The sequence below is a fragment of the Pseudomonas sp. GR 6-02 genome, from assembly GCF_001655615.1.
In the GTDB taxonomy this organism is placed as follows: Bacteria; Pseudomonadota; Gammaproteobacteria; order Pseudomonadales; family Pseudomonadaceae; genus Aquipseudomonas.
Map to the genome: position 1 here is coordinate 4,120,391 of NZ_CP011567.1, position 12,374 is coordinate 4,132,764.

The window sequence follows — 12,374 nt, forward strand, 5'->3', positions numbered from 1 at the left end:
TCCAGATCTGCTTCTTTTATAGAACGAGAAACTGGCTTCATTCTTTACGTTGACCGAAAGCGATAAATAACCATGACTGCAGGCAGTGCTCTGTACATCCCGCCTTATAAGGCAGACGACCAGGATGTGGTCGTCGAACTGAACAACCGTTTTGGCCCAGAGGCGTTCACCGCCCAGCCTACCCGCACCGGCATGCCGGTGCTTTGGGTTGCCCGTGCCAAACTCGTCGAAGTCCTGACTTTCCTGCGCAACCTGCCCAAGCCGTACGTCATGCTCTATGACCTGCACGGCGTGGACGAGCGTCTGCGCACCAAGCGTCAAGGGCTGCCAAACGGCGTCGACTTCACTGTGTTCTATCACTTGATGTCGATCGAACGTAATAGTGACGTAATGATCAAGGTTGCCTTGTCCGAGAGCGACCTCAACCTGCCGAGCGTCACCAGCATCTGGCCGAACGCCAACTGGTACGAGCGTGAAGTGTGGGACATGTACGGCATTCACTTTGCCGGCCACCCGCACCTGAGCCGCATCATGATGCCGCCGACCTGGGAAGGTCACCCGCTGCGCAAGGACTTCCCGGCCCGTGCCACCGAGTTCGATCCGTTCAGCCTGACCCTGGCCAAGCAACAGCTTGAGGAAGAAGCCGCGCGCTTCAAGCCTGAAGACTGGGGCATGAAGCGTTCCGGCCCGAACGAGGACTACATGTTCCTCAACCTGGGTCCGAACCACCCTTCGGCCCACGGTGCGTTCCGTATCATCCTGCAGCTGGACGGTGAAGAGATCGTCGACTGCGTGCCAGACGTCGGCTACCACCACCGTGGTGCCGAGAAGATGGCCGAGCGTCAGTCCTGGCACAGCTTCATTCCGTACACCGACCGTATCGACTACCTCGGCGGCGTAATGAACAACCTGCCGTACGTGCTCTCGGTCGAGAAGCTGGCCGGCATCAAGGTGCCCGAGAAGGTCGATGTCATCCGCATCATGATGGCCGAGTTCTTCCGGATCACCAGCCACCTGCTGTTCCTGGGGACTTACATCCAGGACGTCGGCGCGATGACTCCGGTGTTCTTCACCTTCACCGACCGCCAGAAGGCGTACACGGTGATCGAAGCCATTACCGGTTTCCGCCTGCACCCGGCCTGGTACCGCATCGGTGGCGTCGCCCACGACCTGCCACGCGGCTGGGAAAAACTGGTCAAGGATTTCGTCGAGTGGATGCCAAAGCGTCTGGACGAATACCAGAAAGCCGCACTGGACAACAGCATCCTGCGTGGACGGACCATCGGCGTCGCCGCCTACAACACCAAGGAAGCCCTGGAATGGGGCGTCACCGGTGCCGGCCTGCGTTCGACCGGTTGCAATTTCGACCTGCGTAAAGCTCGCCCCTACTCCGGCTACGAAAACTTCGAATTCGAAGTCCCGCTGGCGGCCAATGGCGATGCCTACGACCGTTGCATCGTTCGCGTCGAAGAAATGCGCCAGAGCATCAAGATCATCGAGCAGTGCCTGCGCAACATGCCGGAAGGCCCGTACAAGGCGGATCACCCGCTGACCACGCCGCCGCCTAAAGAGCGCACGCTGCAGCACATCGAGACCCTGATCACGCACTTCCTGCAAGTTTCGTGGGGCCCGGTCATGCCGGCCAACGAATCCTTCCAGATGATCGAAGCGACCAAGGGCATCAACAGTTATTACCTGACGAGCGATGGCGGCACCATGAGCTACCGCACCCGGATTCGTACCCCAAGCTTCCCGCACTTGCAGCAGATCCCTTCGGTGATCAAAGGCAGCATGGTCGCGGACTTGATCGCGTACCTGGGTAGTATCGATTTCGTTATGGCCGACGTGGACCGTTAAGCATGAACAGCACGCTTATCCTGACAGACCGTTTCGCCCTCAGCGAAACCGAGCGCTCGGCCATCGAGCACGAGCTGCATCACTACGAAGACCCGCGCGCGGCGTCGATCGAAGCCCTGAAGATCGTTCAGAAGGAACGTGGCTGGGTGCCTGACGGCGCGCTCTACGCCATCGGCGAAATCCTCGGCATCCCGGCAAGCGACGTTGAAGGGGTGGCTACTTTCTACAGCCAGATCTTCCGTCAGCCAGTCGGCCGTCACATCATCCGCGTCTGCGACAGCATGGTCTGCTACATCGGCGGCCATGAGTCGGTGGTCAGCGAAATCCAGAGCAAGCTGGGCATCGGCCTGGGCCAGACCACCGCCGACGGTCGCTTCACCCTGCTGCCGGTCTGCTGCCTCGGCAACTGTGACAAGGCGCCGGCGTTGATGATCGACGACGACACATTCGGTGATGTGCAGCCTGCCGGCGTTGCCAAATTGCTCGAGGGCTACGTATGACCCTGACTTCCTTCGGTCCAGCCAACCGCATCAAGCGTTCGGCCGAGACTCACCCGCTCACCTGGCGTCTGCGTGACGACGGCGAAGCCGTATGGCTCGATGAGTACCAGGCCAAGAACGGTTATGCCGCTGCACGCAAGGCCTTCGCCGACATGGCCCAGGACGACATCGTCCAGACCGTGAAAGACTCCGGCCTCAAGGGCCGCGGCGGTGCAGGCTTCCCCACGGGCGTGAAGTGGGGCCTGATGCCCAAGGACGAATCCATCAACATCCGCTACCTGCTGTGCAACGCGGATGAAATGGAGCCGAACACCTGGAAAGACCGCATGCTGATGGAGCAACTGCCCCATCTGCTGATCGAAGGCATGCTGATCAGTGCTCGCGCGCTGAAAACCTACCGTGGCTACATCTTCCTGCGTGGCGAGTACACCACCGCCGCCAAGCACCTCAACCGTGCCGTGGAAGAAGCCAAGGCAGCAGGCCTGCTGGGCAAGAACATCCTGGGCAGCGGCTTCGATTTCGAGCTGTTCGTCCACACCGGCGCCGGGCGTTACATCTGCGGTGAAGAAACCGCACTGATCAACTCCCTCGAAGGCCGCCGCGCCAACCCGCGCTCCAAGCCGCCCTTCCCTGCCGCCGTGGGCGTGTGGGGCAAGCCGACTTGCGTGAACAACGTCGAAACCCTGTGCAACGTGCCGGCGATCATTGCCGACGGCGTGGACTGGTACAAATCGTTGGCCCGTGAAGGCAGCGAAGACATGGGCACCAAGCTCATGGGCTTCTCCGGCAAGGTCAAGAACCCGGGCCTGTGGGAATTGCCGTTCGGCGTTACCGGTCGCGAGCTGTTCGAAGACTACGCCGGCGGCATGCGCGACGGTTACAAGCTCAAGTGCTGGCAGCCAGGCGGCGCCGGTACCGGTTTCCTGTTGCCGGAACACCTGGACGCACAAATGTACGCCGGCGGCATCGCCAAAGTGGGCACCCGTATGGGTACCGGCCTGGCCATGGCGGTGGACGACAGCGTCAACATGGTGTCCCTGCTGCGCAACATGGAAGAGTTCTTCGCCCGTGAATCGTGTGGTTTCTGCACCCCATGCCGTGACGGTCTGCCGTGGAGCGTCAAGCTGCTGCGCGCGATCGAGAACGGTGAAGGGCAAGCCGGCGATATCGAGACCCTGCTGGGTCTGGTCGGTTTCCTCGGCCCAGGCAAGACCTTCTGTGCTCACGCACCGGGTGCCGTGGAGCCGTTGGGCAGTGCCATCAAATACTTCCGTCCAGAGTTCGAAGCCGGCATCGCGCCTACCCGCGCCGTCGTCCCGCCTCTGGCAAAGCCGATCGTAGTCGGCGCTTAACGCTTTAAAAAAGGCGAACGGTCCGTGCCGTTCGCCTTTCGTCCGATGACGCCTTTTGAGGCTGTTTGGATTTGGACGGATAACAAGATTCCATTAGCCACGCCCGCTGACACCGGGCCAACGAAGAACTTTGAACCATGGCCACTATCCACGTAGACGGCAAAGAGCTCGAAGTCGATGGGGCAGACAACCTGTTACAGGCATGTCTGTCGCTAGGCCTCGATATCCCTTATTTCTGCTGGCACCCAGCCCTTGGCAGCGTTGGCGCTTGCCGCCAGTGCGCGGTCAAGCAGTACACCGACGAGAACGACAAGCGTGGTCGGATCGTCATGTCCTGCATGACCCCCGCCACCGACGGCAGCTGGATCTCCATCGACGACGAAGAAGCGAAAGTGTTTCGCGCCAGCGTCGTTGAATGGCTGATGACCAACCACCCTCACGACTGCCCGGTCTGTGAGGAAGGCGGTCACTGCCACCTGCAAGACATGACGGTGATGACCGGCCACAACGAGCGCCGTTATCGCTTCACCAAGCGTACCCACCAGAACCAGCAACTGGGCCCGTTCATTTCCCACGAAATGAACCGCTGCATCGCCTGCTATCGCTGCGTGCGCTTCTATAAGGACTACGCCGGTGGCACCGATCTCGGTGTGTTTGGCGCCCACGACAACGTGTACTTCGGTCGCGTTGAAGACGGCACCCTGGAAAGCGAGTTCTCCGGCAACCTCACCGAGGTCTGCCCGACCGGTGTGTTCACCGACAAGACTCACTCCGAGCGCTACAACCGCAAATGGGACATGCAGTTCTCGCCGAGCATCTGCCATGGCTGCTCCAGCGGTTGCAACATCTCCCCGGGCGAGCGTTACGGCGAACTGCGCCGCATCGAAAACCGCTTCAACGGTTCGGTGAACCAGTACTTCCTGTGCGACCGTGGCCGTTTCGGCTATGGCTATGTCAACCGCAAGGATCGCCCACGTCAGCCACTGCTGGCCAACGGCGCGAAACTGAGCCTGGACGAAGCACTGGATAAAGCCGCCGACCTGCTGCGCGGTCGCAACATCGTCGGTATCGGTTCGCCACGCGCCAGCCTCGAAAGCAACTACGCGCTGCTCGAACTGGTCGGCGCCGAGCACTTCTACTCCGGTATCGAAGCCTCGGAGCTGGAACGCATTCGTCTGGTCATGCAGGTGCTCAAAGACAGCCCGCTGCCGATCCCGAACATGCGCGACGTCGAAGACCACGATGCGATTTTCGTCCTCGGCGAAGACCTGACCCAGACCGCTGCGCGCATGGCCCTGGCCCTGCGTCAATCGGTCAAGGGCAAGGCCGAAGACATGGCCGACGCCATGCGCGTTCAGCCATGGCTCGACGCCGCGGTGAAGAACATCGGCCAGCACGAGCTGAACCCGCTGTTCATCGCCAGCCTGGCTGAAACCAAGCTCGACGACATCGCTGAAGAATGCGTTCACGCCGCACCAGACGACCTGGCCCGCATCGGTTTCGCCGTGGCTCACGCCCTCGACGCCAGCGCACCGGCCGTTGAAGGTCTGGACGCCGAAGCTCTGGCGCTGGCCAAGCGCATTGCCGACGCCCTGCTCGCCGCCAAGCGTCCGCTGATCATTGCCGGTACCTCGCTGGGTTCCAAGGCGCTGATCGAAGCGGCGGCAAACATCGCCAAAGCCCTGAAGCTGCGCGAGAAGAACGGTTCCATCAGCCTGATCGTGCCGGAGGCCAACAGCCTCGGCCTGGCCATGCTCGGCGGCAACTCGGTCGACGAAGCGCTGCAAGCGGTAATCGACGGCCGTGCCGACGCCATCGTCGTGCTGGAAAACGACCTGTACACCCGCACCGACAAATCCAAGGTCGATGCTGCCCTGAACGCCGCGAAAGTGGTGATCGTGGCGGACCATCAGAAGACCGCCACCAGCGATCGCGCGCACCTGGTACTGCCAGCGGCCAGCTTCGCTGAAGGCGACGGTACGCTGGTCAGCCAGGAAGGCCGCGCCCAGCGCTTCTTCCAGGTCTTCGACCCGACTTACCTCGACGCGAGCATTCTGGTTCACGAAGGCTGGCGCTGGCTGCACGCCCTGCGTTCGACCCTGCTGAACCAGCCGATCGACTGGACCCAACTGGACCACGTCACCGCTGCCGTTGCTGCAAGCACGCCGCAACTGGCGCGTATCGTCGATGCCGCACCGTCCGCCGCATTCCGGATCAAAGGCCTGAAACTGGCGCGCGAACCGCTGCGTTACTCCGGTCGTACCGCCATGCGCGCCGACATCAGCGTGCACGAACCGCGTACTTCCCAGGATAACGACACCGCGTTCTCGTTCTCCATGGAAGGTTACTCGGGCTCCGCCGAACCGCGCCAGCAAGTACCTTTCGCCTGGTCTCCGGGCTGGAACTCGCCGCAAGCCTGGAACAAGTTCCAGGACGAAGTCGGTGGTCACCTGCGCGCTGGCGACCCGGGCACTCGCCTGATCGAAAGCACCGGTGATTCGCTGAACTGGTTCGCCAGTGTTCCGCGTGCGTTCAACCCGGCGCCAGGCACCTGGCAGGTCGTACCGTTCTTCCACCTGTTCGGCAGCGAAGAAAACTCTTCCAAAGCCGCACCGGTGCAGGAACGCATCCCGGCCGCCTACGTGTCGCTGGCCAAGTCCGAAGCCGATCGCCTGGGTGTCAATGACGGTGCCCTGCTGAGCTTGAACGTTGCCGGCCAGACTTTGCGTCTGCCGCTGCGCATCAACGAAGAGCTGGGTGCCGGTCTGGTCGCATTGCCTGCAGGTATCGCCGGCATTCCACCAGCCATCTTTGGCAAATCCGTTGACGGTCTGCAGGAGGCAGCGCTATGACCTGGTTCACTCCTGAAGTGATCGACGTAATCATCGCGGTCCTCAAGGCCATCGTGATTCTGCTCGCCGTAGTGGTTTGCGGCGCGCTGCTGAGCTGGGTCGAGCGTCGTTTGCTCGCCCTCTGGCAGGACCGTTACGGTCCGAACCGCGTCGGCCCGTTCGGCGCGTTCCAGATTGCGGCCGACATGATCAAGATGTTCTTCAAGGAAGACTGGACCCCGCCGTTCGCCGACAAAGTGATCTTCACCCTGGCACCGGTCGTGGCCATGAGCGCCTTGCTGATTGCCTTCGCGATCATCCCGATCACCCCGACCTGGGGCGTGGCGGATATCAACATCGGCATCCTGTTCTTCTTCGCCATGGCGGGTCTTTCGGTCTACGCGGTGCTGTTCGCCGGCTGGTCGAGCAACAACAAGTTCGCCCTGTTGGGCAGCTTGCGGGCCTCGGCACAAACCGTGTCGTACGAAGTGTTCATGGGCCTGTCGCTGATGGGCATCGTGATCCAGGTTGGCTCGTTCAACATGCGCGACATCGTTGAATACCAAGCGCAGAACATGTGGTTCATCATTCCGCAGATCTTTGGTTTCCTGACCTTCTTCATCGCTGGCGTCGCCGTGACTCACCGTCACCCGTTCGACCAGCCGGAAGCGGAACAGGAACTGGCCGACGGTTACCACATTGAATACGCCGGCATGAAATGGGGCATGTTCTTCGTAGGTGAGTACATCGGCATCGTGTTGATCTCGGCGCTGCTGGTCACGCTGTTCTTCGGTGGCTGGCACGGCCCGTTCGGCCTCCTGCCGCAGATCCCGTTCATCTGGTTCGCACTGAAAACCGCGTTCTTCATCATGTTCTTCATCCTGCTGCGCGCCTCGATTCCGCGCCCACGGTATGACCAAGTGATGGACTTCAGCTGGAAGTTCTGCCTGCCGCTGACCCTCGTCAACATGCTGGTGACCGCTGCGATCGTGTTGCTCAACACGCCCGCCGTCGCGGCTCAGTGAGGATAGAGAATCATGAAGTACATTTTTGACATCGTGCATGGCTTCTTCACCCAGCTTCGCAGCCTGGTGATGATCTTCGGCCACGCCTTCCGCAAGCGCGACACGCTGCAGTACCCGGAAGAACCCGTGTACCTGCCGCCGCGTTTCCGTGGCCGTATCGTCCTGACCCGCGACCCCGACGGCGAAGAGCGTTGTGTAGCCTGCAACCTGTGCGCCGTGGCGTGCCCGGTGGGTTGCATCTCGCTGCAGAAAGCTGAAACCGAAGACGGTCGCTGGTATCCGGACTTCTTCCGCATCAACTTCTCGCGCTGCATTTTCTGCGGCCTCTGCGAGGAAGCCTGCCCGACCACCGCGATCCAGCTGACACCGGATTTCGAAATGGCCGAGTTCAAGCGGCAGGACCTGGTTTACGAGAAAGAAGATCTGCTGATCTCCGGTCCCGGTAAAAACCCTGACTACAACTTCTATCGTGTTGCAGGTATGGCGATTGCCGGTAAGCCAAAAGGCGCCGCGCAGAATGAAGCCGAGCCGATCAACGTGAAGAGCTTGCTGCCTTAAGGAAGAACGATGGAATTCGCTTTCTATTTCGCATCGGGTATCGCTGTTGTGTCCACGCTTCGCGTGATCACCAACACCAATCCCGTGCACGCCCTGCTCTACCTGATCATTTCGCTGATCGCCGTGGCCATGACGTTCTTCGCCCTTGGCGCACCGTTTGCCGGTGTACTGGAAGTGATCGCCTACGCCGGCGCCATCATGGTGCTGTTCGTGTTCGTGGTGATGATGCTGAACCTGGGCCCGGCCTCGGTTCAGCAAGAGCGCGTCTGGCTCAAGCCCGGTATCTGGCTGGGCCCGGTCGTACTCGGCGGCCTGCTGCTGGCTGAACTGCTGTATGTGCTGTTCAGCCACTCCAGCGGCCAGGCCCTCGGCCACACCACCGTAGACGCCAAGGCCGTGGGCATCAGCCTGTTCGGTCCTTACCTGCTGGTGGTCGAACTCGCCTCGATGCTGCTGCTCGCCGCAGCCGTCACGGCGTTCCACTTGGGCCGCAACGAAGCCAAGGAGCAATGACGATGCCTGCTATCCCTTTGGAGCATGGTCTGGCGGTCGCCGGCATCCTGTTCTGCCTCGGTCTGGTCGGCCTGATGGTCCGGCGCAACATTCTCTTCGTGCTGATGAGCCTGGAGGTCATGATGAATGCCTCCGCACTGGCGTTCATCGTTGCCGGTAGCCGCTGGGCGCAGCCGGATGGACAGATCATGTTCATCCTGGTGATCAGCCTGGCAGCCGCCGAGGCCAGTATCGGCCTGGCGATTCTGTTGCAGCTGTATCGCCGCTTCCACACTCTCGATATCGACGCTGCCAGCGAGATGCGCGGATGAACCTTCTCTATCTGACTTTCCTGTTCCCCCTGATCGGTTTTGTGCTGCTGGCGTTCTCCCGGGGACGCCTCTCGGAAAACCTCTCGGCGCTGATCGGCGTCGGCTCCATCGGCTTGTCGGCGATCGTCGCGGCTTATGTGATCTGGCAATTCAACGTTGCACCGCCGGAGGGTGGCCACTACACCCTGGTGCTGTGGCAATGGATGGCGGTGGAAGGCTTCACGCCGAACTTCGCCCTGTACCTGGATGGTCTGTCCGTGACCATGCTCGGTGTGGTGGTGGGCGTGGGCTTCCTGATCCACCTGTTCGCGTCCTGGTACATGCGCGGTGAAGCCGGTTACTCGCGCTTCTTCGCCTACACCAACCTGTTTATCGCCAGCATGCTGTTCCTGGTCCTGGCCGATAACCTGCTGTTCGTGTACTTCGGCTGGGAAGGCGTGGGCCTGTGCTCGTACCTGTTGATCGGTTTCTACTACAGCAACCGCAACAACGGTAACGCGGCACTCAAAGCCTTCATCGTGACCCGCGTCGGCGACGTGTTCATGGCCATCGGCCTGTTCATCCTGTTCCAGCAACTGGGCACGCTGAATATCCAGGAACTGCTGGTCAAGGCGCCTGAGCACTTCAAGGCCGGTGACTTCTGGATCGTTCTGGCGACCCTGATGCTGCTGGGCGGCGCTGTCGGTAAATCCGCGCAACTGCCGCTGCAAACCTGGCTGGCGGATGCGATGGCCGGCCCTACTCCGGTTTCGGCACTGATCCACGCCGCGACCATGGTAACCGCCGGTGTCTACCTGATCGCCCGTACCCACGGCCTGTTCGCACTGGCGCCGGATATCCTGCACCTGGTAGGTGTCGTGGGTGGCGTGACGCTGGTGCTGGCAGGTTTTGCCGCACTGGTTCAGACCGACATCAAACGTATCCTCGCCTACTCGACCATGAGCCAGATCGGCTACATGTTCCTGGCCCTGGGCGTCGGTGCATGGGATGGCGCGATCTTCCACCTGATGACCCACGCCTTCTTCAAGGCGCTGCTGTTCCTTGCATCCGGTGCGGTGATCGTTGCCTGCCACCACGAGCAGAACATCTTCAAGATGGGCGGCCTGTGGAAGAAACTGCCACTGGCCTACGCCAGCTTCATCGTCGGCGGCGCGGCCCTGGCGGCCTTGCCTCTGGTGACCGCGGGCTTCTACTCCAAGGATGAAATCCTCTGGGAAGCGTTCGCCAGCGGTAACGAAGGCCTGCTGTATGCCGGTCTGGTCGGTGCCTTCATGACCTCGCTGTACACCTTCCGCCTGATCTTCATCACGTTCCACGGTGAAGCGAAGACCGAAGCCCATGCCGGTCACGGCGTTGCTCACTGGCTGCCGCTGTCGGTGCTGATCGTACTGTCGACGTTCGTCGGCGCGATGATCGTTCCACCGCTGCACGGCGTACTGCCGGAAAGCGTCGGCCATGCCGGCGGCGAAGCCAAGCACAGCCTGGAAATCGCTTCGGGCGCCATCGCCCTGTCCGGTATCCTGCTGGCCGCGCTGCTGTTCCTCGGCAAGCGTCGCTTCGTCACGGCTATCGCCAACAGCGGCATCGGCCGCTTCCTTTCGGCCTGGTGGTTCGCTGCCTGGGGCTTCGACTGGATCTACGACAAACTGTTCGTCAAGCCATACCTTGCGATCAGCCACATTCTGCGCAAAGACCCGCTCGACCAGACCATCGGTCTGATCCCGCGTATGGCCAAAGGCGGTCACACCGCCCTGAGCCGCACCGAGACCGGTCAATTGCGTTGGTATGCCGCCTCGATGGCTGCTGGTGCCGTGCTGGTAATCGGCGCCGTCGTGCTGGTAGCGGTCTGACTATGAACCTTGCGAACTTGCGAAAGGAAACGAGCCCGTCATGATTCTGCCATGGCTAATCCTGATCCCCTTCATCGGCGGCCTGCTGTGCTGGATGGGTGAGCGCTTCGGCGCCACCCTCCCCCGCTGGATTGCGCTGATCACCATGTCCCTGCTGCTCTCCCTCGGCCTCTGGCTGTGGGCCAACGGTGACTATTCATTTGCACCAAAACCTGGCGCCGATCCGACCTGGGCGCTTGAGTTCAAACACGTCTGGATCCAGCGCTTCGGCATCAACGTGCACCTGGCCCTCGACGGCCTGTCGCTGTTGATGATCCTGCTGACCGGCCTGCTGGGTGTCCTCTCGGTACTCTGCTCCTGGAAAGAGATTCAGCGTCACGTGGGCTTCTTCCACCTGAACCTGATGTGGATCCTGGGCGGTGTCGTTGGCGTGTTCCTCGCCCTCGACCTGTTCATGTTCTTCTTCTTCTGGGAAATGATGCTGGTGCCGATGTACTTCCTCATCGCGCTCTGGGGTCACAGTTCTTCGGACGGCAAGAAAACCCGGATCTACGCGGCGACCAAGTTCTTCATCTTCACTCAGGCTTCCGGCCTGATCATGTTGGTGGCGATCCTGGGCCTGGTACTGGTCAACTTCAACGACACCGGCGTGATTACCTTCAACTACGCCGATCTGTTGAAAACCAAGATGTCGCAGACCACCGAGTACATCCTGATGCTCGGCTTCTTCATCGCCTTCGCGGTCAAGCTGCCCGTCGTACCGTTCCACTCCTGGTTGCCTGACGCTCACGCCCAGGCACCGACCGCGGGCTCCGTGGACCTGGCCGGTATCTTGCTGAAGACTGCTGCGTACGGCCTGCTGCGTTTCGCCCTGCCGCTGTTCCCGAATGCCTCGGCCGAGTTCGCGCCGTTCGCCATGACCCTGGGTCTGATCGGGATCTTCTACGGTGCGTTCCTGGCCTTTGCGCAAACCGACATCAAGCGTCTGATTGCCTTCTCGTCCGTTTCCCACATGGGCTTCGTGTTGATCGGCATCTACTCCGGCAGCCAACTGGCACTGCAGGGCGCGGTCATGCAGATGCTGGCTCACGGTCTGTCGGCCGCGGCACTCTTTATCCTCTCCGGTCAGCTGTACGAGCGCACCCACACCCGCGATATGCGCGAGATGGGTGGCCTGTGGTCGAAGATTGCCTACCTGCCAGCCCTAAGCCTGTTCTTCGCAGCGGCGTCGCTGGGCCTGCCGGCGACCGGTAACTTCGTCGGTGAGTTCCTGATCCTGATCGGCACCTTCGCCAGCGCGCCATGGGTCACCGTGATCGCCACGTCCGGTCTGGTATTCGGTTCGGTCTACTCGCTGATCATGATCCACCGCGCCTACTTCGGCCCGTCGAAATCCGACGCGGTGCTGCATGGCATGGACGGTCGCGAACTGATCATGGTGGTTGGGCTTGCGGCACTGCTGCTTTACATCGGCGTGTACCCGCAACCGTTCCTCGATACCTCTGCCGCGACGATGCATGGCGTGCAGCAGTGGCTCGGCTCCGCCTTCACTCAACTCGCTTCGGCCCGGTAAGAGC

At 61.2% G+C, this 12,374-nt stretch carries 10 protein-coding genes; all 10 read left to right on the forward strand.

All coding sequences use genetic code 11. The features are described from left to right. Positions 1-72 precede the first annotated feature (72 nt). The 10 genes from nuoC (at position 73) to nuoM (ending at position 12,370) form a co-directional block, all read left to right on the forward strand. Positions 73-1,857, forward strand: coding sequence for an NADH-quinone oxidoreductase subunit C/D (nuoC, locus tag PGR6_RS18150; protein ID WP_018925512.1), 1,785 nt, complete (start codon positions 73-75; stop codon positions 1,855-1,857). Positions 1,858-1,859: 2 nt separating this feature from the next. Beyond that, the gene (gene nuoE, locus PGR6_RS18155) at positions 1,860-2,357 is read left to right on the forward strand and encodes an NADH-quinone oxidoreductase subunit NuoE (RefSeq protein ID WP_007905058.1); all 498 of its coding nucleotides are present in this window, start codon (positions 1,860-1,862) and stop codon (positions 2,355-2,357) included. After that, a complete protein-coding gene (gene nuoF, locus PGR6_RS18160; RefSeq protein WP_018925511.1) occupies positions 2,354-3,709 on the forward strand; it encodes an NADH-quinone oxidoreductase subunit NuoF in 1,356 nt (451 codons plus the stop codon). The genes nuoE and nuoF overlap by 4 nt, the downstream gene beginning before the upstream one ends. 137 nt (positions 3,710-3,846) lie before the next feature. Then, positions 3,847-6,561: an NADH-quinone oxidoreductase subunit NuoG gene (gene nuoG, locus PGR6_RS18165; RefSeq protein ID WP_018925510.1), complete on the forward strand. Its 2,715-nt coding sequence runs from the start codon at positions 3,847-3,849 to the stop codon at positions 6,559-6,561. Further along, positions 6,558-7,565, forward strand: coding sequence for an NADH-quinone oxidoreductase subunit NuoH (gene nuoH, locus PGR6_RS18170; protein ID WP_018925509.1), 1,008 nt, complete (start codon positions 6,558-6,560; stop codon positions 7,563-7,565). The genes nuoG and nuoH overlap by 4 nt, the downstream gene beginning before the upstream one ends. A gap of 12 nt (positions 7,566-7,577) precedes the next feature. Next, a complete protein-coding gene (nuoI, locus tag PGR6_RS18175; RefSeq protein WP_007940875.1) occupies positions 7,578-8,123 on the forward strand; it encodes an NADH-quinone oxidoreductase subunit NuoI in 546 nt (181 codons plus the stop codon). A 9-nt stretch (positions 8,124-8,132) separates the two neighbouring features. Further along, on the forward strand, positions 8,133-8,636 hold the full coding sequence (gene nuoJ / locus PGR6_RS18180; RefSeq protein WP_018925508.1) for an NADH-quinone oxidoreductase subunit J: 504 nt from the start codon (positions 8,133-8,135) through the stop codon (positions 8,634-8,636). 2 nt (positions 8,637-8,638) lie between these two features. Beyond that, positions 8,639-8,947: an NADH-quinone oxidoreductase subunit NuoK gene (gene nuoK / locus PGR6_RS18185; RefSeq protein ID WP_007940879.1), complete on the forward strand. Its 309-nt coding sequence runs from the start codon at positions 8,639-8,641 to the stop codon at positions 8,945-8,947. Further along, positions 8,944-10,797, forward strand: a complete 1,854-nt coding sequence (nuoL, locus tag PGR6_RS18190; RefSeq protein ID WP_064618791.1) for an NADH-quinone oxidoreductase subunit L — start codon at positions 8,944-8,946, stop codon at positions 10,795-10,797. Before nuoK ends, nuoL begins: the two co-directional genes overlap by 4 nt. A gap of 40 nt (positions 10,798-10,837) precedes the next feature. After that, positions 10,838-12,370 carry an NADH-quinone oxidoreductase subunit M gene (nuoM, locus tag PGR6_RS18195; RefSeq protein WP_018925506.1) on the forward strand — a complete coding sequence of 511 codons (1,533 nt, stop codon included), beginning with the start codon at positions 10,838-10,840 and terminating at the stop codon, positions 12,368-12,370. Positions 12,371-12,374 lie beyond the last annotated feature (4 nt).

Bases quoted from the DNA above. Each gene is read 5' to 3' on its own strand.
- nuoC (WP_018925512.1), top strand. From the start codon at position 73: ATGACTGCAGGCAGTGCTCTGTACATCCCGCCTTATAAGGCAGACGAC.
- nuoE (WP_007905058.1), top strand. From the start codon at position 1,860: ATGAACAGCACGCTTATCCTGACAGACCGTTTCGCCCTCAGCGAAACC.
- nuoF (WP_018925511.1), top strand. From the start codon at position 2,354: ATGACCCTGACTTCCTTCGGTCCAGCCAACCGCATCAAGCGTTCGGCC.
- nuoG (WP_018925510.1), top strand. From the start codon at position 3,847: ATGGCCACTATCCACGTAGACGGCAAAGAGCTCGAAGTCGATGGGGCA.
- nuoH (WP_018925509.1), top strand. From the start codon at position 6,558: ATGACCTGGTTCACTCCTGAAGTGATCGACGTAATCATCGCGGTCCTC.
- nuoI (WP_007940875.1), top strand. From the start codon at position 7,578: ATGAAGTACATTTTTGACATCGTGCATGGCTTCTTCACCCAGCTTCGC.
- nuoJ (WP_018925508.1), top strand. From the start codon at position 8,133: ATGGAATTCGCTTTCTATTTCGCATCGGGTATCGCTGTTGTGTCCACG.
- nuoK (WP_007940879.1), top strand. From the start codon at position 8,639: ATGCCTGCTATCCCTTTGGAGCATGGTCTGGCGGTCGCCGGCATCCTG.
- nuoL (WP_064618791.1), top strand. From the start codon at position 8,944: ATGAACCTTCTCTATCTGACTTTCCTGTTCCCCCTGATCGGTTTTGTG.
- nuoM (WP_018925506.1), top strand. From the start codon at position 10,838: ATGATTCTGCCATGGCTAATCCTGATCCCCTTCATCGGCGGCCTGCTG.